Origin of the sequence: Planctomyces sp. SH-PL14 (assembly GCF_001610835.1) — a bacterium.
Lineage (GTDB): Bacteria > Planctomycetota > Planctomycetia > Planctomycetales > Planctomycetaceae > Planctomyces_A.
In genome coordinates this window covers 1,092,798-1,116,753 of the sequence record NZ_CP011270.1, presented here as the reverse complement: position 1 = coordinate 1,116,753, position 23,956 = coordinate 1,092,798, and the positions used below count along the sequence as shown (strand labels likewise).

Genomic DNA, 23,956 nt, shown 5'->3' with positions numbered 1-23,956 from the left:
TCTGCCGATTTCTTGCAAGTTCTGCAATTCCCCCCGGATTTTGACTCAAGTTTCTCCAGTCACGTTGACCGTCCCGGCGGACCGCCGTAATTTCCCGCCCGCCGAACGCAAGTCGGCTCCCTTCTCAATCTCATCGTTTGACCTGCCGCGAGCCTCCCGACACCGCACTCTGGTGCCCCGGATGCTCCCCTGGTCCGGCCGACTCGATCGGCCGGACACCCACCTCCCGTCACACTTCCCGTCGAAAGGATTCCATTATGAAGCGCGTGACCCTCTCCCTCATCGGCACCCTCCTCCTCGTTTCCAGCTCGGGTTGCTGCTGCGGTCTGTTCGGCCACGGCGCCGGCTACGGCGGCGGTGGATGCAGCCCGTGCGGACCGTGCGGAGCCTCTTACGCTCCGAGCCCGTGCGGCGCCGGCGGTTGCTCGCCGTTCGCCCAGGGAGCTTACGCCACCGGCAGCACCATGAGCGCTGCCTTCCCGTCTTCGACGACCTTCGCCGTCGCTCCGACGCCGACGACGACCGCCGCCATCAACCCGCTCCCGACCTACTAAAGAGGCCGGGAGGCGCCATGACGGGTGGCGCGCCCCGACGCTTCGCTTCCGCCATCGCGGCGGCCGTGCGAAGATTCAGGGCGTGTCACTCTCTCGGCCTTCCTGGGAGCTCCGATCGATCGGTGGTTCTGCGGCCCCAAGAGCTGTGTCGAACGCCGTTTCGTCCGAGTCTCATTCGTCCTCTTCCTCGCCCCGATGCCTCCGACCGAGCCGCCACCGCGGATTGCCGAGCTGATCTCCGCGCAGGAGATCGCGCGGACCGTGGAGTCGATCGGCCGGCAGATCGCGTCGGATTACGCGGGGCGTCCGCTCACGATCCTGGGGGTCCTTTCGGGGAGTCTCATGTTCGTCGCGGACCTGATGCGGCGGATCGATATCCCGCATCAGCTCGGCCTGCTCCAGGCCTCGAGCTATCGGGGCACTGCCACGCGCCCTGAGGAACTCATTCTCAACGTCGAGTTCCTCCCGCCGATCGCGGGCCGGCATGTCCTTCTGGTCGACGACATCCTCGACACGGGCCGCACGCTCGAGGCGCTGATCGCCCTGCTGACCCGCATGGACTGCGCGTCGGTCGACTCCGCCGTCCTGTTGTGGAAGCGATGTCGGACGGTCACGGCGGTCCGGCCGCGGTACGTCGGCTTCGAGATTCCGGACGAGTTCGTCGTGGGTTACGGGCTCGACTTTGCGGGGGACTACCGGCATCTGCCGTACATCGGCGCGGTGCAGGACGAGCCTGCGATTCAGGCATCGTAGAACCGTTTCGTCGCGGTCCTGCTTTACGGCGCTCTTTTCAGTCCGGTACAGTCTTTGCGTACTTTGTGTCCCCGCAGTGCTTTGCGCGGCGGTCCTTTGAGGACGCAACCCCGTTCGACTGTGGGAGGTCCCATGTGGAGGCAGGCTTGGTCCACGTTGGGAGTGCTTTGTTTTTTGCTCGTCAATTCGCTGTTCGCCCAGGGAGTCCCTGAGGCGCCCAATCCCGGTCAGCGTCCGAATACGCAGACGTCGGCCCCGGCGCAGGAGCATCCGCTCCTTCCGGCGATCGCTCTCGTGAAGGATCGTTGCATCACGGCGTTGAGCAAGGTTCAAGACTACGAGGCAACATTTACAAAGCGGGAGCTGATCCAGGGGAAGCTGCTGACGCAGGTGATGTTCATCCGACTGCGGGAGCAGCCCTTCAGCGTGTATCTCCGTTACGGCGGCGAGCAGGAGGGGCGGGAGATCCTGTACCTGCACGGGCAGAACAACAATCAGCTCCTGGCTCATGAGGGGAGCGGGTTCCTTTCCGCGTTCGGGACGGTGCCGCTGGATCCCAAGGGGGACCAGGCGATGTCGGAGAACCACTATCCCGTCACGCATATCGGGATGCGGAACCTGGTGAATCAGATTCTGGACCAGTGGGAGATCGAGACGAAGTTTGGCGAGATCGACGTCAAGTATTTTCCGAATGCGAAGCTGGGTGAGCGGGAGTGCGAGGTGATCGAGAGTTTTCATCCGCATCCGCGGCGGGACTTCCGGTTCCATGTGACGCGGGTGTTCATCGAGAAGTCGACGGGCTTCCCGATCCGGATTGAGAACTATGGTTTCCCGACGCAGGCGAATGCGGCTCCTCCGCTTTCTGAGGAGTACACGTACACCAATGTGAAGGTGAATGTCGGGTTGCAGGACAAGCATTTCGACCGCGGCAACAAGGAATACAAGTTCTAACCGGGGAAGGCCAACACCGGGTCCAGGGGGACCCTGGTCAGGGGGTGCAGGGGGGCCTGTATTGTTTTCTTGGCCCCTTGCCCGCCGGAGGCTTGGCCGTCGAGAGATGTCTGAAGGAGCGTGTGTCCAGGCGCGGACAACGTGCCGGATGCCCTTTCACCTATTCCGCGGGGATTGCCAAGCCAGCGGTGTCGATCGAGGGAATCTTCATGGCGGGGCCCACAAAGCGGACGTCCGTTGCTGACCACGGTTCCTCATCGAAATGCCTCCGGCGGCAAGGGGGTGAGACCCCCTTGACCCCAGCGGCCATGGCAAGTTGGGTTTGAGGTAACAGAGCCGCACTGGCAAGTCCGGTTTGGAGAACGTCGCACCCGTGTGCGAAGCCCACCCGCCCGGTATCATCCATTCGCCTCGTCCCGCGGAGCAAACTCACCTCCACCCCCAAGTTCGGTCGTACCAGGTGCCCGTGTGTCTGCAGCCACCCTCCTCGTCATCCAGGGGCCTGACCAGGGGCGACAATTCGAAATCCACGATCCACCCGCCTGGATCGGCCGCGGCGCCACCAACGAAGTCCGCATTCTCGACACCGAAGTCTCCCGCTCCCACGCACTCCTCGTCCAGAAGGACGAAGGAGACTGGCTCCTTCGCGACGCCGGCAGCTCCAACGGCACCTACGTCAACGGCCAGCCCATCAAGGAACACGGCCTCGTCAACGGCGACCAGATCCAGGTCGGCCGCACCATCTTTCTCTTCCGCGGCGTCGCCTCCCCCTTCCCCCGCCGCCGCGTCGCCGAGCAGATCAACCTCCTCCGCCGCGAAGAAGAAGGGGACCGCTCCCGCATCGTCGGCCAGCTCCCCGCCTCCAAACTCATCGCCCCCAATCGGGCCCACGCCGGCGCCAACCTCCAGCTCCTCTACAAGATCTCCGAGGAAGCGGTCCGCCCTTCCGTCCCCCTCGACCAGCTCCTCCAGCGGATCCTCGACCTGACGCTCCAGGCTCTCGGAGCCGACCGAGGCTGCATGCTCGTCGCGGACAGCCGCACCGACCGCATCGAACCCCGCGTCATCAGCCACCGCCCCGGCGTCGACGTCGCCCAGAAGATGCCGATCTCGACCAGCATCGTCGAGTACGTCATCCGCCACGGCATCGGCGTCCTCACGACCGACGCCCAGCACGACTCCCGCTTCAACGAAGGGCACAGCATCCTTCAATCCGGCATCCGCGAAGCGATGTGCGTCCCGATGCAGGGCCGCTACGAGCTGATGGGAGTGATCTACGTCGACACCACGACCGTCGAAACTCCGCTCGTCCCCGGCCGCGCCCTCCAGCGGTTCAACGAAGATGTCCTGAACCTGCTGGCCGCCATCGGCCGGCAGTCCGCCCTGGCCGTCGAAAACAACCGGTACCAGGAATCGCTCGTGAAGGCGGAACGACTGGCGGCGGTCGGAACGACCATCGCTACGCTGAGCCACCACGTCAAAAACATCCTGCAGGGGATCCGCGGCGGCAGCTACCTGATCGATATGGGCCTCAACGAGGAGAACAACGACGTCGTCCGGAAGGGGTGGCGGATCCTCGAACGGAACCAGGACCGGATCTACAACCTCGTGATGGACATGCTGACGTTCAGCAAGGAACGGCAGCCCAAGCTGGAGCCGGCCAACGTCAACCAGACGGTCGGCGAGGTCGTCGAACTGATGCAGGGGCGGGCCGAGGAGTCCCGGATTCGGCTGAGTTACCTACCGGACCCGGCGATGCCCATCTCCCAGTTCGACGCCGAGGGGATCCACCGCGCGGTGCTGAACCTCGTCGGCAACGCGCTCGACGCCCTCGAAGGGAGCGACCACGGTGAGGTCGCCCTGCGGACGGCGTACGACCCGGTGCAGGAGCGGATCGTCGTTGACGTGAAGGACAACGGACCGGGGATCGAACCGAGTGAGCTGCCGCGGCTGTTCAACGTGTTCGAGTCGACCAAGGGAGGAAAGGGGACGGGGCTCGGCCTCGCCGTCACGCAGAAGATCCTGCGGGAGCACGGCGGCGAGCTGACCGTCGACACGCGGCCCGGACAGGGGTGCCTGTTCCGGCTGACCTGGCCGCGGATCGAAGACGAGGTCGACGCGCCGGCGGCGACGACCGAGTTCCCCGAGCGGCAGTCGCTCTCCGGCAGCTGATTCTCCCGAGCCCCCACACCAGCCCGAAGCGCAAGCGAGGGACGAAACGGAGCCTCCCTCGCTTGCGCTTCGGGCTGGTGACGTTTGTCCCGTCCCCGCAAAATCCACCGATATCTTCGAAGTTGAATCTCGTCCCCACATGGCAACACACGCGGTCATCTGTCGGCAGGTCGTCAAGGAATTCGGAAGCGGGGAGACCCGCGTTCAGGCGCTGCGGGGGATCGACGTCGACATCGAGTTCGGAGAGATGACGCTTCTCGTTGGCCCCAGCGGATGCGGCAAGACGACTTTGATCTCGATCATGGCGGGTCTGCTGGAACCGACGAGCGGCGAGGTCGAGCTCCTCGGTGAGCATCTCGAGTCGATGCGCGGAAAGCGGCTCGTCGAATTCCGGGGGCAGAACATCGGCTTCGTCTTCCAGCAGTACAACCTCCTCCCCTCCCTGACCGCGGCCGAAAACGCGGCGGTTCCGCTCCTGATCCGCAACGTCCGCCGCAGCGAGGCGGTCGAGCGGGCCGGGGAGATGCTCGCCGCGGTCGGCCTGGGGGAGAAGCGGAAGGCGATGCCCTCCCAGCTTTCGGGAGGCCAGCAGCAGCGGGTGGCGATCGCCCGGGCGCTAGTCAACGAGCCTAAGCTGCTCGTCTGCGACGAGCCGACCGCGGCGCTCGACGCGAAGTCGGGCCGGACGGTGATGGAGCTGATCCGCCGGACGGCGATCGGCCCCGGCCGGGCGGTGATCGTCGTGACCCACGACAGCCGCGTCTACGACTTTGGCGACCGGATCGTCTCGATGGCGGACGGGCGGGTCGAGTCCGACGAGGCGATCGACCGCGGCAAGGCCGTGGCCCCGCACTGACCGGCGCTCCCTCCGTGGCACAACAGGTGCATACGGAGATGCCTATGGGAGACCGGACCCGGTAGGCGTTTCCTCGAATCGGCGCCGACGGATATGATAGGCGGTCCGCACCTCTGCCTTCATGGAAGCCGCATATGCGTTCGATTGTGGAACGGACTTTGTGTTCGGCCCGTCTTCTCCCGACGTCGCTTTCGCCGTGGATCGTTCTGGGGGTGCTGATGGTCACCGCAGCCTCCGCCACCGCCGCCGAGACATCGGGACGGAAAGAGAACCGGCTCGCAAAGTCGAACAGCCCCTACCTCCTGCTCCACGCCAGGAATCCCGTGGACTGGTATCCCTGGGGGCCGGAAGCCCTGGAGCGGGCCAAGACGGAGAACAAGCCGATCTTCCTCTCGATCGGCTACAGCAGTTGCTTCTGGTGCCACGTCATGGAACGGCTCGTCTTCGAGAACGAGACGATCGCCGCCTACATGAACGAGCACTTCGTCAACATCAAGGTCGACCGCGAAGAGCGGCCGGACCTCGATGAGATCTACATGCTCTCGCTGCAGGTCTACTTCTCCGCGATCCGCTCCGGGCAGGGAGCGGGATGGCCCCTCTCGATGTTCCTCACCCCAGACGGCCGCCCCTTTGCCGGTGGAACCTACTTTCCGCCGGAGGACAAGAACGGTCAGGCGGGCTTCGGCAAGGTCCTGAAGCAGGTCCACGAAGTCTGGGAAAAGCACCCGGACCAGATCCGCAACACGGCCGATCTCGTCACGAAGGAAGTCCAGCGGCTTTCGAAGCCGCAGCTGAATCTGGAGGCCGCCGCCATCTCCGGCGAACTCGTCGAGGCGGGACTCCGCGACATCCTGGCTGCGTACGACAAGGAGCACGGCGGTCTCGACTACTCCGGCGCCGATCCCGAGGCGTCCAAGTTCCCGGTCCCGACCCGGCTCGAATTCCTGCAGACGATGTCGCAGAGCCCGAGCGCCAACCCGGAGATCCTGGCGGCGCTCGATCACACGCTTGAGCGGATCGCCGCGGGGGGAATCCACGATCATCTCGGCGGCGGGTTCCATCGCTACAGCACCGACCGGGAGTGGCGCGTCCCGCACTTCGAGAAGATGCTCTACGACAACGCCCTCCTGGCGGACGTCTATGTCGTGGCCTATCAGCGGACCAGCCGTCGGACGTACCGGCAGGTGGTCGAGTCGACGCTCGACTTCATCCTGCGGGACATGACCGACCCGGCGGGCGGGTTCTATTCGGCCCTCGATGCAGAGACCGACGGCGTCGAAGGACGCTACTACGTCTGGTCCCGCGACGAAGTGAACCAGATCCTCGGAGCGGACGACGGCCGCCTGTTCATCGCCGCCTACGGCATGGACGAGCCGCAGTCGTTCGAGCCGGGAGCGGTCCTGTTCCTCCCGCGGACGCTGGCGGACACCGCCGACCACCTCCAGATGCCGGTCCAGGACCTCGAGGACCGGCTCGTCGCATCCCGCAAGAAGCTCCTCGAAGCCCGGCAGAAGCGCTCGCCGCTCCTCCGCGATGACAAGGTCCTGACGGGCTGGAACGGACTCATGATCCGGGCCCTGGCCCGCGCGGGGAAGACGCTGCGACGGAAGGACTACCTCGACGCCGCCGAGAAGGGGGCGCAGTTCGTCCTGACCCAGATGAAGGACAAGAACGGCCGGCTCCTCCACTCGTGGCGCGGCGGCCAGGTGAATCTCGCCGCCTACGTCGATGACTATGCCGGACTCACGGCCGGCCTCATCGCGCTCCATGACGCCACCGGAGACGAGCGGTGGCTCGAAAACGCCACACGCCTGACCGACGAGCAGCAGCGGCTCTTCTGGGACAACGACGGCAAGGGCTTTTTCCTGACCGCCGCCGACCAGGAGCAGCTCCTCGCCCGGCCCAAGAACGCCTTTGATTCCGTCGTTCCCTCGGGGAACAGCCTCTCGGTGCGGAACCTCGTGCGGCTCCGTCAGCTGACCGGCGATGTCCGTTATGCCCGGGCGGCGGACGAGACGGTCCGGGCCTTTGCCGGCGTCATCCAGACCGGCCCGTCGGGGTACTCGACGCTCCTGCTCGGACTGCATGAGCTTCTGGCAACGGCGGGTGCCCAGCCGGCGGCCGCCGGTCCGGTCGCCGGACTCTTCAGCGCTCCCCCGATGACGTTCGCCGATCCCGACGAGCCCCAAACGCCGGCCTCCGCCCCCATGCCGCAGACGCTGGCGGCCGCTCCGAAGACGGCTCCCGCCCCGAAAACGGAAGCGGCCCCGCAGGCCGCCGATCCTGACGCCCCTCCCGTTTCGTTCGCCGCCGCCACGGACGAAAACGCCAAGAAGCATCCGCTCCTGGCTGCCAAGGGCTACCTCGCTGCCGACGGACTCGTGGCTGGCCGGGCCAACCCAGTGGCGGTCGTCCTCGACGTCAAGGAGGAGTGGCACATCAACGCCAACCCGCCCCGTCCCAAGCAGATGAAGGCGACGGAGCTGACGGGCAAGTTCTCTGCCGAGTCCACGCTGAAGGGGGTCGTCTACCCGAAAGGGCACGACTTCGCCCTCGAAGGCTTCGATGAGCCTCTCTCGGTCTACGAGGGACAGGTCGTGCTGATCGGGACGATCGACGTCCCCGCTTCGGCCGCCGGGAAAGAGGAGTCGGTCACGCTCAGCATCCGCTATCAGGCGTGCAACAACGAGACGTGCCAGCGGCCCACGACGCTGGAAATCTCCGGGAAGGTCAAGGTCCTTCCGGCCGGCTCTCAGCCAAAGTTCATCAACCGGCGGCTGTTCGAGCCCGCAGGCGATAAGTAGGATGCAGTCCCGCAGCCGCTTGATGCTGCGGCTCGTTGCATTGAATTGGACTGGCCGGCATGTTGTGTCCGTTCTGCCGCAAAGGCGAAACCAAGGTTGTCGACTCGCGCGGCAGCCAGGAGTTCGTCATTCGCCGTCGGCGGGAATGTCTGGACTGCGGTCGCCGCTTCACGACCTACGAGAAGATCGAAGAGTCGCCGGTCACCGTCATTAAAAAGGACGGCACGCGGATCCCCTTCGACCGGCAGAAGATTCTCGCGGGTGTTGAAAAAGCCTGTTACAAGCGCCCGATCAGCCCCGAGCAGATCGAGCGGATCGTCGCCGACGTCGAGCGGAATGTTTACGAGAACTTCGACCGCGAAGTTCCGTCCCGCTACGTCGGCGAGCAGGTCATGAACCTGCTGCGCCTGACCGATCAGGTCGCCTACGTCCGATTCGCCTCCGTTTATCGATCGTTCCAGGACGTCAACGACTTCGTCCAGGAGCTCCAGCCGATGCTCCAGAACCGCCAGCGCCGCGAGCGATAGAGCTGGTCCCGGCAGTTCGGCGATTGCTTGTTCGCGAAAGTCTCCCGTGGATTGGAGCAAGCTGCATTAAGACTTGGCTTTCCCGCTCGTCCGAATGCGAATTCCCGCCGCTGGCAATCGATCGGCCGCCGCGAACTTGTTGAATCCCCACGCCGTCGTTACGACGAAGACTGGAAGGTGCTCGTTCCATCCTGAATTGAGAGGAACGACGGAGAAGTCATGCCGCAGGTCACGTCCGGGAAGAAACGTCAGCTCGTCATCGTGGGGGGAGGGTTCGCGGGGATCAACGCCGCCCGATCCCTGGCGAAGTCGCCCGACCTCGAGATCACGCTGATCGATCGGCAGAACCACCATCTCTTTCAGCCGCTCCTCTACCAGGTGGCGATGGCGGGGCTCAGCCCGGCCGACATCGCCGCGCCGATCCGCGCGATGCTCTCGTCCCAGAAGAACTGCCGCGTCATCCAGGGAGAAGTGACCGGCGTCGATCTCGTTCAGAAACTCGTCCAGTCGGACGCCGGCCCCCTCCCCTTCGATTACCTGCTGATCGCCTGCGGCGCCCGGCACTCGTACTTCGGCCGCGAGGAGTGGGAAGAGTTCGCGCCGGGGCTCAAGACCCTCGAGCAGGCGACGGAAATCCGGCGGCGGGTCCTCACGGCGTTCGAGACCGCCGAGCGAAGCACCGACCCCGAAGAGCAGCGGCGGCTTCTGACCTTTGTCGTTGTCGGCGGTGGCCCCACCGGCGTCGAGCTCGCCGGGGCGATCGGGGAAATGTCCCGCTTCACACTTGCCAAGGATTTTCGTCGGATCGAGCCCCGCTCCGCGCGGATCGTCCTCATCGAGGCCGGGCCGCGGATCCTTCCGATGTTCTCGGAAACGCTCGCCGCCCGGGCCATGCGGGACCTGGAGCAGCTCGGGGCCCAGGTCTGGACGAACGCCAAGGTCACGTCTGTCGATGCTCACGGGGTTCAGGTCGGCGCTGAGCGTCTCAACTCCGAGACGGTCCTGTGGGCGGCGGGAGTCGTCGCGGCACCGCTCTCACGAGCCCTGGGGCTACCGCTGGACCGGGCCGGACGGATCGTCGTCGAGCCGGACCTGAGCGTGGCCGGACACCCGAACATTTTCGCGGGGGGCGATATCGCCTCGTTCTCCCATCAGACCGGCACACCGCTCCCCGGCGTCGCCCCCGTGGCGATGCAGGCGGGACGGCAGATCGCCCGGAACATCCTGAACGACGTGGAGGGGAAGCCGCGAGAGTCCTTTCGTTACGTCGACAAGGGGCAGATGGCGACGATCGGCCGGAGCCGGGCCATCGTGGCGGTCGGACGCTTTGAGAAAGCGGGATTCCTGGCGTGGGTGATGTGGCTCGTGATCCACATCTACTACCTGACGGGATTCAAGAACCGGATCCTCGTCGTCATCAGCTGGGCCTGGTCCTACCTGACGTTCAACCGCGGAGCGCGGCTCATCGTCCGCCGGGACTGGCGAATGTTCCGAAAGCCCTCGGCCGCCGCGGCCCCCTCGGGGGAGTCCGTTCCGCCGAGCACCGGGGCGGCGTGAAGCGGGTCACGCCGATCGCAGGCCCTGTGTCCGAGAGCGAATAGGTTACTGCTGCAGGAGAACCGGGCCGCGTTCGCCATCGGCGCGGCCGATCGCGGTGGGGGCCCCAGCCCCCTGCATCGGAAACGCCTCGACCGTCGTGCGGACGAGCTTCTTTTGCCGAAACTCGTGATGGCCGGTCGTCATGACGGTCATGTCGACGGCGCGTTCAACATACGACCGCTGCGGCAGGCCTGAATCGCGGTAGATCGCGCAGTCCCCCTGCAGGGCACCGCCGGTGACCGTCACGCGGACGCCCGCCTTTTCCTGCTTCACGTCGTTGATCGTGGTCGACGGCGTGATCGTGCCGCGGATGTCGACGACCGCCATGCTGTCGTTGAGGTCCTTGAGCGTATAAGACTGCAGGAGCTTCATCGGGACCGGGCGGCCGATGTGCCGCGTCCGCTCCCAGGAGTCTCCCGGCGAGATCGAGCGGCCGTACGGCAGGAGCCCGATCGTGTTGTCGACGAAGTCCGAGATCCCGTTCTCGTCGGAAGCCGCTTCCATATTAAGCATCTGCTGGACGCGGTCCGCTTCCGAGACCCCCGCCATGCACCGCTCGAGGAATTCCTTGAAGCCGGCGACGTCGACGATCTGGTTCTCCTTGCCGATCCAGAACGAGAACCCGTCCTTCACCATATTGTGATAGGGGAGGGCCAGGACCGGAACCGGCGTCACCGGCTGCATCGAGTCGTAGTCGATCCGCTGCCCTTCGCTCCCCTGCGAGAACCGGACCCGCTCATACCGGACGGCGAGCCGCGTCCCCTTCTCGGAGACGTCCTCGACGGTCAGGCCCAGGAGCATTTCGATGCGGGCCGTGACGACCTGATTCGTGCCGTCCGGGGATGCCTGCTGGAGGGAGGTGTCGACGGTCTTCCGCAGGCCGAACCGCTCGCCGGTCTTGAGCCGCAGCTCCAGCGAGACATGCGGAGCGTCTTCGGCCTTTTTCTTCTTGCGGGACTTCGGAGCGTCTCCCTTGTCCGCTTCCTGCATCCAGTCGGGCAGCGGCTGCGCGCCGGCCTGTTCATCCTTGGACTGGTTGCAGGCGGAGGTCGCCAGGAGCAGGCCCAGCGACAACGCAAGCAGGTGGCGAGAGCGCCGCATCATGATCCCCCTCCGTGGGCGCGACCCGTTCTTCAGGCCGCTTCGGTCTGCACATCGTCCGCCGACTCGAAGCCTTCGCCCATTTCGTCGTAGACGAGGGAGAAGATTTCGTCGGCCGCGGCGCTGAGGTGGGCCCGGATGTTCTCGCTCGAGACGGACTGCATCAGCTCTTCGATCGCCGCGATGACGCGGTCGACCTCGTCGCTCGTGATCTCTTCGTACTCGTCCGCGTTGTACGTGACGCGGGCTTCCAGATCCTGGTCTTCGAATTGCTCAGCCATCGTCGCCTCCATGCTGGATCGCTGCTGCCTGAATCGCGCTACGTCTTCTTCTTGCCGGGTTTTCCCTTGGCGGGCTTCGCTGGGGCGGGCGTCGAAGCGGACTTCGAAGCCGCGGCCCCTTTCTTCTTCCCTTGGAAGATCCGATCCCATCCCGAGGAAAATTTGTCGTTGGATCCGGTGTGAACCGTGTATCCGGTCATGGCAGGAAGACTCGCGCGATTTCGGGCCAGATCCTTCCTTCAAGACTTCGCTCCGCGTCCAGGCGGAACGGCTCTCCGGAATTTACCGCCGGTTCCCAACAGGAGCTACGCGACTTACCGGAGGAAAATGCCGCTCTGCAAAATTTACCAGCCAGGGGCGAGGCCCCTGGACCTGGTGGCCGTGGCACGATGGGTTTGAGGGAGCAGCGTCCGTCCGGCGAGGGCGGTGTTTGAGCGAATGACTGGAAGGTACCCCCGCGAACGGGAGTTCCTTGCGCAAGTCGATGCCCGTCGCCGACCGGGGCCAGGGGCACGACCTTCGAGAACCATCGGAAGCAGCTGGTGTCCGAGTGCGGGCCAGCGACGCGTTAAACGTGCCGCAAGGCTTCAATCGGATCGAGCCGCGCGGCCGAGCGGGCCGGGTAGACCCCGAAGATCAGGCCGGTAAAAACGCTGAACCCGAAGGCGACGGGGAGGCTCCAGACGGCGATCTGCGGCGTCATTCCGAGGAACAGCTTGCCGAAGTCCGACGTCGCAGCCCCCGGATCGAGGATGTACGCCTCCAGGAACATCTTGATCCCCTGGAAGGCAAGCGGCGTCGCCAGTCCCAGCAGGAGTCCCACCGCTCCGCCGGAGCCCGAGAGCACGATCGTTTCGACGAGGAACTGCCGGGTGATGTCCCGGCGGCGGGCGCCCAGCGCGCGACGCACGCCGATCTCGCGGGTCCGCTCGGTCACGGTCGCGAGCATGATGTTCATGATCCCGATCCCGCCGACCACCAGGCTGATCCCGGCGATCGACCCCAGGACGATGTTGAAGATGTTCCGGATCTGGTCCGCCTGCTTGAGCAGTTCCAGCGGAACGACGACGTCATAGTCCCGCCGCGGGTGTGCCCGGTGCAGCGTTTCCCGCACGACTTCGGCGGTGGCGATGACGTCATTGGGGGACTTGAGCCGCATCGTGACCTGGTCGTAAACCACCGACTTGGCGCTGAAGTTGCCGGCCGTGAAGCTCGTGTAGACAAATCCCGTGTTGATCCGCGACTGGAAGGTGTCGAGCGGCATGTAGACGTCGCGGTTGTAGTCCTGGGCCGACAGGCTCCCGCCAATGCCGGCCGAGGCGGTGCGGGTCCGGGTCACGCCGATGACCGTGTAGGCCCGGGCCCCCACGAGCACGCTCTGGCCCAGCGGATCCGAGATGGGAAACAGGTCCAGGGCGGTGTCGGCCCCCAGGACGACGACGTTCGCCAGCTGGCTGATGTCGCGGTCGGTAATGAACCGCCCCTGCTGCAGCTCCAGCACGTTGACGATCTGGTATCCGGCTGAGCAGCCGACGACCCGGGCGTTGCAGACCCGGTCCTGCCGCCGGATCTCCATCAGTTCCTCGCGCATCGGGACGAAATCGAGGACCGTCGGCAGCGTCTCCGAAAGGATCCGGTAGTCCTGGAGCGTGAGGCCGTACCGCAGCACCTGGGACCTGCCGCCGGGACTGGAGCTCGACGAGGGATCGTCGGGGGGCTTCACGCTGCGGACGATGATGTTGGTCGCCCCGAGCTGCAGCACCTGCGCTTCCGCCTGCCGGCTGGCCCCTTCGCCGATCGCCAGCATGGCGATTACGGAGAAGACCCCGAAGACGATCCCCAGCATCGTGAGCCCGGACCGCAGCTTGTGCAGCATCAGGCTCTTGAGCGCCAGCCGAATCGTCCGGAATCGGGACGACGGCAGCGGCATGTCGTGGAGAGCGTCCGTCAGTGAGTTCATGGCGGGGCCGGCGGGGCGCGGGCGGCTTCCGGTGGTGGTGGGGTCGTCGGGGCGGGGAACGGGAGGCAGGACGGCGGCGGGCGGAATCTTGCGTCCGGAGCGTTTCCGGCTTGTCCTCGGATTCCCCAATCGAGAATACTCCTTGGCGCGCTTCGCGTCACGGGGACAAAAGGTTTCGGGAATGGAAAGATCATTGGATCTCAAGCTGGCGGCAATCCACGCCGATCCCAGCGGAGCGCGCGACTTCATCCTGGCGGATGCCAAGGACGCCGACATGGCGTTCGGCATCGGGGCCCCGGGGCTTTCCCCGGAGCGCCACGACCAGGAGCTCAAATACAAGACCCTCGCCGAGTACCGGGACCAGATCCGGCAGGTGATCCGCCAGGGGGTGGTCGACATCGTCCTGATGTCGGTCAGCACCAGCGAGCAGCTCACCCTCCGTGAGGGGCTGTTCGAGAATTCCTCGATCACCCCCGCGATCCGGGCCAACGACGCCACCGATGTCCACGTTTTTCGCGGGAGCCGCATCGGCGCCGAGCCCGCCCGGCCGTTCCGGACGGCGCTGCTCGACCACGCCCAGTGCGGGCATCTTGACTGCGCCCCCGAGGAGCGGCCGCGAGGGGCGAGCCTCGGCCTCTACTCGCTGACGTTCAACAACGACCTGAAGCTCGATCTCGCGACGCTGGAAGCCTACAACGACTTCCGGGCCGAAGCGGAGCGGAAGGGCTTCCGGCACTTCATGGAGATCTTCAACCCCAACGTCGCCGGGGCCGTGAGCGATGAGCTGCGGCCGCAGTTTATCAACGACGTGATCGCCCGGACCCTCGCCGGCGTGGCGACCGCCGGCCGGCCGGTGTTCCTCAAGATCGCCTACCAGGGCCCGAAGGCAATGGAGGAGCTGGTCGCCTATGACCCGCATCTCATCGTCGGGGTGCTGGGTGGGGCGGCGGGGACGACGCTCGACGCCTTCACGCTGCTGCACGAGGCCCAGAAGCATGGCGCCCGGGCGGCGCTCTTCGGCCGGAAGATCAACCAGGCGGAGAACCAGCTCGCCTTCATCGAGTTCCTGCGGCATATCGCCGACGGCCTCATCGAACCGGAAGAGGCGGTCCGGGCGTACCACGCCGTGTTGGAGAAACTGAAGATCCGCCCCCACTGGCCGCTGGAGGAAGACCTGACGCTCCAGACGAACGTCACCAGCTACGCCGGAAGCGAGAAGGTGACGAGCGTTCCGAAGAAGCCGGCCGGCGCCGCGTCGACGGCCGCCGGCTCGACGGATCTTTCCAAGATGACTTCCGAAGAGCGGGCGGCCTATCACCGCACGCGGATCCAGAAGATGTTCGGCGCGTGATTGTAGTGCGGTTCTCCGAACCGCATCGTTGCGACACGGAGTGTCGCGCCACTATGGCGCGAGCTGCTTGTTGACGGTCTTGATGATCCGCTCCTCGACCTCTTCGTTCCACGGAGAGGGGTGGCCGTAGTACAGCATCGCGCCGCCCCCTTCGTAGCCCCCTTCCTTGAGGACCCGCAGGGAGGGGATGTAGGCCATGACGTCGTTGGCGTAGCCGGCGACCCACAGCGGCCGGTCCGGGTGCTCCTTCTTGATCCGCAGCGCGAAGTCGACCACCACCTCGCCGCCGAGCGTCGTCCAGGTCGGACCGTTGCCGAGCGTCCAGGTCTGGACCGGGTACGGATAGGAGTCCTCCAGCTTCCCCTGAGCATCGAGCTGTTTCAGGAGGAACTTGGCTCGGGAGACTTCGAACTTGTTCGACGACTTGAGCTGCTCCTCGACTTCGCTCCGTCCCGGAATGTGGGCGAAGTGGAGCGGGATCTCGTCGTAATGGACGGTGAGGGGACCGGAGACGACGGCGGCCGGAGTGGCGGCCAGCACGTCCTCGACGGCCGTGGCGAGCTTCTTGCCGTACTCCTTCGCCAGGGCGACGGTCCGCCGCGGGAGGGGGTTCTGGTCTGCACCGCACCCGGCCCAGAAGAGGGCGACTGTTCCCGGGTGGGCCGCTTCGAGGTCCATCATGGCGAAGCCGGGATAGTCCGCGCACCAGTTGTAGAAGCCGAGCGTTGTGGCGTGGCAGGCGTAGCCGAAGAGGACCGCCCGGAGTTTGTCGCCGGAGGTGACGCGAAGGACCGGGACGGCGTGGTCGACGGGGCCTTTCAGCGCATCCCCTTTCGCCCGGATCTCGGGGACTTCCGGCTCCTTGTTGTTCCTGCGGTTCACTGCGAAGTCAGTCGATCCGGAGCCGTAGCTGATGTCGGCGGGGGAGAGGTCTTTCGCTGCCTCTTCCGCGAGCGCGACCGTTTTCCGGATCAGTCCGGCGGTGTAGTTGCGGACCTTGGCGTGGTCCTCTTCACCGAGCGTGTACATCGCCATCAGGTTCGTGCCGACGACGGGGCCGCAGTGGGTGTGGGAGCAGAGGAGAGCGACCTGTCCCGGCGTCAGTTTCAGGGACTTTTCGATCCCGGACTTGATGAGGACGGAGGTCTCGCGGTCGAGGCCGACGAGGTCGAGCGTGATGGCGAGGATCTGGTGTCCTTCGCCGTCATCCAGGAGGAGGGCTTTGGCCCAGAGGTCTGTTTCTTTTCCTTCGGCGACGTGGTCGCGGCCGCCGTAGCCGGACATCCACATCGGCTGCTCGGGCGTGATGACGGTCCTGGCGACCCCGGCTTTCCAGCCTGCTTCGGCGGGGGAAAAGCCAATCCAGAGGAGAGCCACGGCCGGTGCCAGCCAAAGCGGAAACTTCATGCGTTCCTCGAAGTGAATCGATGAGGGAAATGGCGGCGCGGTCGCATCATAGCACGCTGATGCGATGACGAAACCGGAGGGACTTTCTCGAAGACCGCTCTTGCCGGCGCGACGTTATTTCCTCAAACCCAACGTGCTATGGCAGCCGGGGTCAATGGGCCCAAAAACAACACAGGCCCGCTTGCCGCCGGAGGCGCTTCCATGAGGAACCGTGGTAGGTAACGGGCGTCCCCTTTGTGGAACCGGCGCTGAAGACTCACCGCTCGTTCTGGAATCCCCGCGGGTTGGTCAGAGGGCATCCGACACGGTGCCCGCGTTTGGAGACACGATCCTTCAGACATCTCTCGACGAGAGGGCCTCCGGCGGGCAAGAGGGCCAAGAAAACAACACCGGCCCCCTTGCATCCCCCACCAGGGGTAGCCCCCTGGACCCCGGTGATTTAGCGGATCGTTCCTTGCGGCAGGTCCAGCACGTGCGCCACCGCCAGGCTGTTGCCGAACCGCTTGAAATCCTTAAACGTCCAGACCACCTGCTTCTCCCGCGTCACTTCCACCAGCTGCGGATTCTCCGGCCCCGCATGACAGTTCCCAAAGATCACATTCCCATTCGGCAACGCATGCAGCGTCGTCACCCACCCGAGCGTAATCCCCGGCAACTCCTTCTGCTCCACACTCCACACCGTCTTCCCCTCCGGCGTCACCTCAATCACCCGGTTCCCATTCCCACACGCAATCAGCGTGTTCCCATTCTTGAGCCGCAGCGCCCCAAAAACCTCGGTCCCGTGCCCCTCGGGACCGTGCCCATCGCTCCGAGGCCGGCCCGCGAGATCGAGACGGTACGTCCAGACGATCTTCCCGGTCGGGTCATACTCGTGAACGCACCCATCCCCCTCCTGGCAGACCAGGTAGTTCCCCCCATCCAGCTTGCGGACCATCCGCGTGTCCCGGTGCGGATGCGGATGCTCGACCTTCAGCGGCACCTCCCGGACAATCTTCCCCTCCGGGCTGACTTCCACGATCCGCCGGTTTCCCGACTCGGCCACCATCGTGTTCCCGTCCGCCAGCCGCTGGAACGCATGCACCTCGACGCCGCCGGTGTAACCCTCCTTCGGCTTCGCGTCGTACTGCCAGACGACCTTCTTGTCCGGCGTCATCTCCACCACCCGCGTGCCCCCCGTGTGGAGCAGAAAGTTCCCGCTGGGAAGGAGATGGATGTCGTGCGAGTTGTGCCGGCACTCCACCTCCCAGCCGGTCGAGCCGTCCGCCTCAACAAGGACGATATGGCCCTTGTCCTGGGCCAGGACGCGGTGAGCGGGGGCCTCGGCAAGAACGGGCGATCCGCACGACAACAGTACAAGAGCGATGGCGATGAGCAGCGACACGCGAGGTCTCCAGAGCGCTTGGGAAAGGATCAACGGAGAGTCGCAGTCTACGACGACGGCGCCCCGCGCGGGAATTCACCGCAGGGTGATCCGCCTGAATGCCCCACGCACCCCACTCGCGGCCGAAGCCCAACGGTGGAGGAAGAGGGCGGCCGAACAACAGGGAATCGCCGCGATCAAGGAAGGCGTGACAGGGGAACGAGCCCGAGTTAAACGTCACCATGACGGCGGGATGTCAACCGGTTCATCGCCACGAGGTGACAGCAACGCCTTCAACACCTCCGGAGCCGTCCCGGGCGAGATCACCCGAACGGCTCCATCGGCAAATGCGGCGTAGGCGACGCCCCCACCGCCGGGGTGATAGCTCGAGAGCAGACTGTTCGACATCCCTTCGCTTGGCCCAGGGCCATTGACGTCGGGGCGAGCCTCGGTGACATCGACGTCCCGCGGCTGCGTCCACACCACCTGCCGCCCACAGCTTTCCACAATCACGACAGTGTTCGACGTACCATCCGTGATCTCACGGATCGCCGGCCCCACGCTCCGCTCCCCGAACAGAGTTCCGGCGCCCGTGGGAAGAAGGTAGTCGGAGTAAAACCGTCCCTCCTCATCCTGCGGCCGGCGGTTGCTGGGGCATCGATAGAACGGGACAAAGGTCGTGGCCACCGGCCTGTTCACGGCGGCATCCCACGCGCTGTCGTTGTCGTACCGGGATCGAAGGTCCTGTTCGCCGAGCCACGGAAGAAGTTCGACCCGCCAGGTACGCGGAGGTTCCCCTTCGCCTGCGAACGCAGGTGAGGGAAACGCACGGAACTTCGACTCGTAGTTGTAGAACGCGTAGCCCAGCTGTTTCAGGTTGTTTCTGCATGTGCTGAGGCGACTCGCCTCCGGATGATGGCTCAAGGTGGGAAGAAGCATCATGAAGAACACTAATCCCGACGCACCTCCCGAGCAGATCGCCGTAGCCCACGACCACGTCCGTCGTCGAGCGCCGCCGTAGAGGACCGTCGGAGGAGCGATCCAGCCGACAACAAGAACCGAAAGGCCGAGCGGCGGCAGCCAGGGCCGGAGGACCGTCAGGTCGGTCTGTTGATACTCCAACGAGAGGACAAGTCCGATCGGAAACGCGGTCCAGAAAACCCATTCCCATCGAAACACGCGGCGCCATGGCAGGAACACCAGTCCGGCGATCGCCAGCCCCAATGCCAGAAAGAAGAGCCCCAGCACGACCTTCTCGTTCAGCGGGATCGGCGTCAGCGGCGGAAAGGGATGCATCAGACAGCCCGATTCGAAACCGGTTTCGTGGAAACACCGTGTGGAGGGAAACTACGGCCCGTCGTCGCTCCCCAGCAAACGGAATTCGCCCCTTTCGGACGATTCCATCGCGTCCTGGTCTGAACTCGCCACGCGAGCGCGCGCCGGTGTACGCTACTCATCGGCCTTCGACCAGCGCGCATCATTCTTATGCAGACTCGACCGCACCGCCGACTTCCCCCCGCCTGTCGGCGCCCGGGGACCGCGATGGTCGAGATGATCCTCGTGCTTCCGATGCTGCTGATCTTCGTTGCGATGATCACGCTCGTCGGAACGACCGGCTCGTGGCGGGTGCGGGCGCATGCCAACGCCCGGCAGGGGGCCATGCGGGCGGTCTGGCCCCGGACGACCGGAAGCGATCCGAACCCCATCGACTGGCCGCGAGGGGACGCCTCAATCCAGAGAGTCGGCGGAAACGACATTTCTCCACAGGACCCCTATGCGGTGCACACGGCGGTGCGCGGGCCGGTCTACCTGCCGACCGGCGGTGGGGGGGGCGGTACTTTGCGTGTCGACAGCCAGGTGATGGATCCGCGGGGCGGGATCGCGAATGGCCGGGCGCAGATCGACCGGGCTCCGGCGCTGTGGGGCCGCAGCGGGTTTCGGACGCGGATGGTCCGGGACTTTCCCATCCTGGGCAACGCCTCGGAAGCGGGCAACGGGGCCCGGTGGGGACGCGCGCTGTACGGCATCCGCTTTGACTGAGAGGTCGCGGTCGTCAGAGGCCCCAGGCCCGTGACGGCGGCGGACTTCCCGTCCCGGTCGCCGCATCTCTCGGTCCGCTATCCCACGTTCCGGTAAGAGTTTCCGGCATCTCGGGCCCGTTCCGGTCAATCAGATCGTTCCGTTCCGTCAGATTCCGTTTGACCCGAAACACAGGCGACCTACCTTTGCGGAGAGCGGAAAACCGGGACTCTTTTTGACAAGGAACGGACGACTTCATGGCTACGGTCAGACGACCGAAAGCGACCGAAGAACGTGCCCTGATCAGCACGACATCCATTCTCATTTTGAGTGGATTTCTGATCGGGGTGACGGTCGGCAAGCTCGTCGCGGATGATCTGTCGCCCTACGTCCTTGCTTGTGGTCTCGCGGGACTTCTGGCTTACATTGCTCTCGATATTGCTGCCACGCGGCGTGAGGAAGAAGCGGCCGAGGAAGAGATCCGTTACATGCATGGCCGGCTGGACCGGCACGTCATGTCGATCAATACGGCCGGCAACGGTTCGGTTCCCCCGCTGTCTCAGGATCCGGATCCGCCGTCTCTCGACGCGATTCTGTTGAACCTGAGTGCGGTCACGGGAACGCAGCACTCGATCTCCAGCGACACAGTCCAGTCACCGAGCTGACCTCTCACCATCACCGGGTCCAGGGGCACCCTGGTGGGGGATGCAAGGGGGCAACGCCCCTTTGCCCGCCGGAGGCCTGGCCGTCGAGAGATGTCTGAAGGAGAGCGTGTCCAAACGCGGACACTGTGCCGGATGCCCCTTCACCAACCCGCGGGGATTGCAAACCCAGCGGTGTGGATTGAGGGAGTCCTCATAGCTGGCTTCCCAAAGCGGGCGTCCGTTACTTACCACGGTTCCTCATGGAAGTGCCTCCGGCGGCAAGGGGTTGCCCCCTTGACCCCGGTGGCCGTGGAACGATGGGTTTGAGCTGACGACGCTGCGCCGGCAAGGACGGTGTTCGCGCCGACTCAGATCTTGTTGAGAGCGTGGCTCATCCCGGCGATCAAATCGGCCGGATGCTCGATCCCGACCGACACCCGGATCGTCCGCTCCGAAATCCCCGCCGCACGACGCGCTTCCAGCGTCATCGACGCGTGCGACATCGTCTCCGGATACTCCACCAACGATTCCACACCGCCCAGCGACTCCGCAAGCTGGAACAGCTGCAGGTTATTGAGCACCCGCTCCGCCTCCGGACGCCCCCCCTTCACGTCAAAGCTCAGCATCGCCCCGAATCCCTTCTGCTGGGACTTGGCGAGCGCGTGCTGCGGATGGGTTTCAAGACCCGGGTAGTAAACCCGCTCCACCTTGGGATGCTTGTCCAGGAACCGGGCCAGCTCGATCGCCCCCTTCTGGTGCGCTTCCATCCGCGGCCCGAGCGTCTTGATCCCGCGCAGAACCAGCCAGGCGTCAAACGGAGAACACCCCTGGCCGATCGCGTTGACGATATAGGCAACCCGCTCCGACCGCTCCTTGTCCCGCGTCACAACCGCCCCGCCGACCACGTCCGAGTGACCGTTGAGGTACTTCGTGGTCGAGTGGACCACCACGTCGACCCCCAGCTCCATCGGCCGCTGCAGGTACGGCGAGAGGAACGTGTTGTCGGCGATCGTGGTGAGGCCGGCCTGCTTCGCAATCCCGCAGATCCCGGCAATGTCGACCACGCGGAGCAGCGGATTGCTCGGGGTCTCGATCCAGATCCCCTTCGTGTTCGGCTTGATCGCCTTGCGGACGTTGTCGAGGTCCTGCATGTCGACGAACGAAAACTCCAGCCCCTGCTCCGTCAGGACGCTGTAGAACAGACGGAACGTGCCGCCGTAGATGTCGTGTCCGGTGATGATGTGGTCACCCGGCTTGAACAGGAACATCGCTGAGTGAATCGCCGACATCCCGGTGGCCGTCGCCCGGCAGTCCGTTCCCCCTTCCAGCGAAGCAATGTTCTCTTCCAGAGCCCGGCGGGTCGGGTTGCCGCTGCGGGTGTAATCGAACCCGCGGTGCGTCGTCAGGTTGTCCCAGTAGAACGTCGACGACGTATAGATCGGCGTCGTGCAGCTGTTGAACGTGCCGTCCTTGTTGACGCCGACATGCACGCACCGGGTCTGGAAATCCATCGACTGCGAGTCTGACATTGCGAAGAGCCTTTTTTCCGCTGACAAGGAAGGTCGAAGAGTGTAACCCCGTTTCGGATGCAGGACAAACTTCCGCGATGTTGGATACCGCCAATTCACTGATTCCTCCAAATCGAGATTTCGGCTTGTAGGGGTGAGGCGGCGGGAGATAATGGAGTGGCTCGGCGCCGCATCGGGGCCGTCTGAAGGAGTGGGTGGGGGTTTTCCATGAAGTCGGTCTGGTTTGGGCTGTTTCTTGTGGCCAGCGGCTGGGTCTCCAGTGGAGGGGCCGTTCAAGCGGCGGAAGAGGCGAAGCCGGCGAATATCGTCCCGGTCTTCACTCTGTCGGGGAGCGTGAAGGAGACCGCTCTGCCGGATGATCCGATCTTCGGAGCCATCGGCACCGAATCGCTTCGTAGCCTCGTCTCCCGTGTCGACAAGGCCCGCGAAGACAAGAGCGTCAAAGGGGTCGTGATCCTGATGAGCGGCGCCTCCCTCGGGACGGCTCAGCTCGAAGAGTTCCGGGCGGCGCTCGACCGCCTCAAGAAGGACGGCAAGCCGGTCTTCGCCCACTCGGACGACCTCAAGTTCGGCGGCTTCGCCCTCGTGAGCGGGGCCAAGCGCGTCAGCGTCTCCCCGACGGGCGACGTGTGGGTCACCGGCCTCTATGGGGAGCAACTGTTCCTCCGCGGTCTCCTCGACCGCCTGGGAGTCGAGCCCGACTTCCTGACCTGCGGAGACTACAAGAGCGCCGGCGAGATGTTCATGCGGACCTCGTCCAGCCCTGAAGCCAAGAAGATGCACGACTGGATGTTCGACAGCCTGTTCGAACGCTTCGTCGAGATGATCGCCACCGGCCGCGGCGTGCCGGCCGAGAAGGCCCGCAACTGGGTCGCCCAGGGACTCTTCTCCGCTGAAGCGGCCAAGGAAGCGGGGCTGATCGATGCCATCGAGGACCGTTATGAGTTCTCGAACGCCGTCCGGGCCGAGCTCGGTGGGACGATCAAGTTCGACCGCTCCTACGCCAAGAACAAAGGCCAGCAGATCGACCTCAACAACCCGTTCGCGGCCCTGCAGCTCTGGGCTCAGATCCTCGAGGGGCCCAAGGTCAAGAAGTCGAACAAGGACGCCATCGCGATCGTCCACGTCGACGGGCCGATCATGACCGGCAAGGCCGATCCGTCTTCGCCGTTCTCGGCCATGGAAGAAGGAGCCTACAGCGAGACGATCCGCAAGGCGCTCGACAAGGTCGCCGAGGACAGCAAGGTCAAGGGAGTCGTCCTCCGCGTCACCTCGCCGGGGGGATCGGTCGTCGCCAGCGAGATCATTCTCCGCGCCACCGAGCGCGTGAAGGCCAAGAAGCCGGTCGTCGTCTCGATGGGAGACGTCGCGGCGAGCGGCGGGTACTACGTCTCCTGCCGCAGCGAGAAGATCTACGCCGATCCGACGACGATCACGGGATCGATCGGCGTCATCTCCGGTAAGCTCGCGACCGCCAAGATGTGGAGCCAGTTCGGCATCAACTTCGAAGCGAACAAGCGGGGTGAGAAGGCCGGCATCCTCAGCGGCGGGGCGAAGTTCACCGAAGTCGAGCGGAAGGAACTGCAGGGCTGGATGGACGAAGTCTACGGCCAGTTCAAGAAGCACGTGACCGACGGCCGCGGCGACAAGCTCAAGAAGCCGATCGACGAGATCGCCGGCGGTCGCGTCTACACCGGCCGGCAGGCGCTGGAGCTCGGCCTCGTCGACGAGCTCGGCGGTCTGAACGAAGCGATCGCCTACGTCGCCAACAAGACCGGCGTGAAGGACTACGAAATCCGCAGCCTGCCGCAGTCGAAGGGACTGTTCGAGGAACTCCTCGGCGACCTGACCGGCAGCTCCTCGAAGGAAGAGGAGAAGACCCTCTCGATCGAGACGGCCCCGCGGCGTTCCTCGTTCGAGATGTCGCTCAAGGCGCTCGGCCCCGCGGTCGACGGTTTTGATCCGGCCCGGATGAAGTTGATCCGCCAGGCGATCCGTTACATCGACCTGATGCAGCAGGAACAGATCATGATGGTCAGCCCGCTGTTCCATATGGAACTGTAAGGACGTTTTCCGTCGGCAGTTCTC

At 65.0% G+C, this 23,956-nt stretch carries 19 protein-coding genes; 12 read left to right on the top strand and 7 right to left on the bottom strand.

Annotated features, from left to right (window positions below; all coding sequences use genetic code 11):
• Positions 1-257 precede the first annotated feature (257 nt).
• The 8 genes from VT03_RS33170 to VT03_RS04445 all read left to right on the top strand — a co-directional run bounded on the left by VT03_RS33170 (position 258) and on the right by VT03_RS04445 (position 10,174).
• Positions 258-554, top strand: coding sequence for a hypothetical protein (locus VT03_RS33170; RefSeq protein WP_156514285.1), 297 nt, complete (start codon positions 258-260; stop codon positions 552-554).
• 24 nt (positions 555-578) lie between these two features.
• Entirely contained in the window at positions 579-1,307 is a 729-nt protein-coding gene (gene hpt, locus VT03_RS04475) for a hypoxanthine phosphoribosyltransferase (RefSeq protein WP_231870596.1), read from the top strand.
• 174 nt (positions 1,308-1,481) lie between these two features.
• Positions 1,482-2,258: a DUF1571 domain-containing protein gene (locus VT03_RS04470; protein WP_075091879.1), complete on the top strand. Its 777-nt coding sequence runs from the start codon at positions 1,482-1,484 to the stop codon at positions 2,256-2,258.
• A gap of 468 nt (positions 2,259-2,726) precedes the next feature.
• A complete protein-coding gene (locus VT03_RS04465; protein WP_075091878.1) occupies positions 2,727-4,430 on the top strand; it encodes an ATP-binding protein in 1,704 nt (567 codons plus the stop codon).
• A gap of 139 nt (positions 4,431-4,569) precedes the next feature.
• The gene (locus VT03_RS04460; protein WP_075091877.1) at positions 4,570-5,286 is read left to right on the top strand and encodes an ABC transporter ATP-binding protein; all 717 of its coding nucleotides are present in this window, start codon (positions 4,570-4,572) and stop codon (positions 5,284-5,286) included.
• Between the two features lie 134 nt (positions 5,287-5,420).
• Positions 5,421-8,090 carry a DUF255 domain-containing protein gene (locus VT03_RS04455; RefSeq protein WP_075091876.1) on the top strand — a complete coding sequence of 890 codons (2,670 nt, stop codon included), beginning with the start codon at positions 5,421-5,423 and terminating at the stop codon, positions 8,088-8,090.
• Between the two features lie 59 nt (positions 8,091-8,149).
• Positions 8,150-8,617, top strand: a complete 468-nt coding sequence (gene nrdR / locus VT03_RS04450; protein ID WP_075091875.1) for a transcriptional regulator NrdR — start codon at positions 8,150-8,152, stop codon at positions 8,615-8,617.
• 219 nt (positions 8,618-8,836) lie between these two features.
• Positions 8,837-10,174 carry an NAD(P)/FAD-dependent oxidoreductase gene (locus tag VT03_RS04445; protein ID WP_075091874.1) on the top strand — a complete coding sequence of 446 codons (1,338 nt, stop codon included), beginning with the start codon at positions 8,837-8,839 and terminating at the stop codon, positions 10,172-10,174.
• 45 nt (positions 10,175-10,219) lie between these two features.
• On the opposite strand, the gene VT03_RS04440 is transcribed toward VT03_RS04445, so the two are convergent.
• From VT03_RS04440 to VT03_RS04430, 3 genes are all read right to left on the bottom strand, one after another.
• Complete coding sequence (locus VT03_RS04440; RefSeq protein ID WP_075091873.1) at positions 10,220-11,320, bottom strand: DUF6263 family protein; 1,101 nt, start codon at positions 11,318-11,320, stop codon at positions 10,220-10,222.
• Positions 11,321-11,349: 29 nt separating this feature from the next.
• Positions 11,350-11,598, bottom strand: coding sequence for a hypothetical protein (locus VT03_RS04435; protein ID WP_156514284.1), 249 nt, complete (start codon positions 11,596-11,598; stop codon positions 11,350-11,352).
• 568 nt (positions 11,599-12,166) lie between these two features.
• On the bottom strand, positions 12,167-13,558 hold the full coding sequence (locus VT03_RS04430) for an ABC transporter permease (RefSeq protein ID WP_231870595.1): 1,392 nt from the start codon (positions 13,556-13,558) through the stop codon (positions 12,167-12,169).
• A gap of 181 nt (positions 13,559-13,739) precedes the next feature.
• Here VT03_RS04430 and VT03_RS04425 point away from each other — a divergent pair, with 181 nt between their 5' ends.
• On the top strand, positions 13,740-14,909 hold the full coding sequence (locus VT03_RS04425; protein ID WP_075091871.1) for a hypothetical protein: 1,170 nt from the start codon (positions 13,740-13,742) through the stop codon (positions 14,907-14,909).
• A 51-nt stretch (positions 14,910-14,960) separates the two neighbouring features.
• On the opposite strand, the gene VT03_RS04420 is transcribed toward VT03_RS04425, so the two are convergent.
• The 3 genes from VT03_RS04420 to VT03_RS04410 form a co-directional block, all read right to left on the bottom strand.
• Complete coding sequence (locus VT03_RS04420) at positions 14,961-16,316, bottom strand: neutral/alkaline non-lysosomal ceramidase N-terminal domain-containing protein (protein ID WP_082845929.1); 1,356 nt, start codon at positions 16,314-16,316, stop codon at positions 14,961-14,963.
• Between the two features lie 439 nt (positions 16,317-16,755).
• On the bottom strand, positions 16,756-17,697 hold the full coding sequence (locus VT03_RS04415) for a PQQ-binding-like beta-propeller repeat protein (RefSeq protein ID WP_156514283.1): 942 nt from the start codon (positions 17,695-17,697) through the stop codon (positions 16,756-16,758).
• A 216-nt stretch (positions 17,698-17,913) separates the two neighbouring features.
• Positions 17,914-18,972: a DUF1559 domain-containing protein gene (locus tag VT03_RS04410; RefSeq protein WP_075091870.1), complete on the bottom strand. Its 1,059-nt coding sequence runs from the start codon at positions 18,970-18,972 to the stop codon at positions 17,914-17,916.
• A gap of 246 nt (positions 18,973-19,218) precedes the next feature.
• On the opposite strand from VT03_RS04410, the gene VT03_RS04405 reads away from it, so the two are divergent.
• The gene (locus VT03_RS04405) at positions 19,219-19,716 is read left to right on the top strand and encodes a hypothetical protein (RefSeq protein ID WP_075091869.1); all 498 of its coding nucleotides are present in this window, start codon (positions 19,219-19,221) and stop codon (positions 19,714-19,716) included.
• A 236-nt stretch (positions 19,717-19,952) separates the two neighbouring features.
• Positions 19,953-20,360 (top strand): hypothetical protein, encoded by a 408-nt coding sequence (locus tag VT03_RS04400; RefSeq protein WP_075091868.1) that lies wholly within the window; start codon positions 19,953-19,955, stop codon positions 20,358-20,360.
• A gap of 347 nt (positions 20,361-20,707) precedes the next feature.
• Here the strand turns inward: VT03_RS04400 and VT03_RS04395 are convergent, their stop codons facing one another.
• Entirely contained in the window at positions 20,708-21,850 is a 1,143-nt protein-coding gene (locus VT03_RS04395) for a PLP-dependent aspartate aminotransferase family protein (protein ID WP_075096920.1), read from the bottom strand.
• Between the two features lie 225 nt (positions 21,851-22,075).
• On the opposite strand from VT03_RS04395, the gene sppA reads away from it, so the two are divergent.
• Positions 22,076-23,932 (top strand): signal peptide peptidase SppA, encoded by a 1,857-nt coding sequence (gene sppA / locus VT03_RS04390; RefSeq protein WP_075091867.1) that lies wholly within the window; start codon positions 22,076-22,078, stop codon positions 23,930-23,932.
• Positions 23,933-23,956: the final 24 nt, after the last annotated feature.

Coding starts and splice junctions, on each gene's coding strand:
- VT03_RS04460 (WP_075091877.1), top strand. CDS start 4,570: ATGGCAACACACGCGGTCATCTGTCGGCAGGTCGTCAAGGAATTCGGA.
- VT03_RS04395 (WP_075096920.1), bottom strand. CDS start 21,850: ATGGATTTCCAGACCCGGTGCGTGCATGTCGGCGTCAACAAGGACGGC.
- VT03_RS04410 (WP_075091870.1), bottom strand. CDS start 18,972: ATGCATCCCTTTCCGCCGCTGACGCCGATCCCGCTGAACGAGAAGGTC.
- VT03_RS04440 (WP_075091873.1), bottom strand. CDS start 11,320: ATGATGCGGCGCTCTCGCCACCTGCTTGCGTTGTCGCTGGGCCTGCTC.
- nrdR (WP_075091875.1), top strand. CDS start 8,150: ATGTTGTGTCCGTTCTGCCGCAAAGGCGAAACCAAGGTTGTCGACTCG.
- VT03_RS04445 (WP_075091874.1), top strand. CDS start 8,837: ATGCCGCAGGTCACGTCCGGGAAGAAACGTCAGCTCGTCATCGTGGGG.
- VT03_RS04420 (WP_082845929.1), bottom strand. CDS start 16,316: ATGAAGTTTCCGCTTTGGCTGGCACCGGCCGTGGCTCTCCTCTGGATT.
- VT03_RS33170 (WP_156514285.1), top strand. CDS start 258: ATGAAGCGCGTGACCCTCTCCCTCATCGGCACCCTCCTCCTCGTTTCC.
- VT03_RS04430 (WP_231870595.1), bottom strand. CDS start 13,558: ATGAACTCACTGACGGACGCTCTCCACGACATGCCGCTGCCGTCGTCC.
- VT03_RS04455 (WP_075091876.1), top strand. CDS start 5,421: ATGCGTTCGATTGTGGAACGGACTTTGTGTTCGGCCCGTCTTCTCCCG.
- sppA (WP_075091867.1), top strand. CDS start 22,076: ATGAAGTCGGTCTGGTTTGGGCTGTTTCTTGTGGCCAGCGGCTGGGTC.
- VT03_RS04400 (WP_075091868.1), top strand. CDS start 19,953: ATGGCTACGGTCAGACGACCGAAAGCGACCGAAGAACGTGCCCTGATC.
- VT03_RS04425 (WP_075091871.1), top strand. CDS start 13,740: ATGGAAAGATCATTGGATCTCAAGCTGGCGGCAATCCACGCCGATCCC.
- VT03_RS04405 (WP_075091869.1), top strand. CDS start 19,219: ATGGTCGAGATGATCCTCGTGCTTCCGATGCTGCTGATCTTCGTTGCG.
- VT03_RS04435 (WP_156514284.1), bottom strand. CDS start 11,598: ATGGCTGAGCAATTCGAAGACCAGGATCTGGAAGCCCGCGTCACGTAC.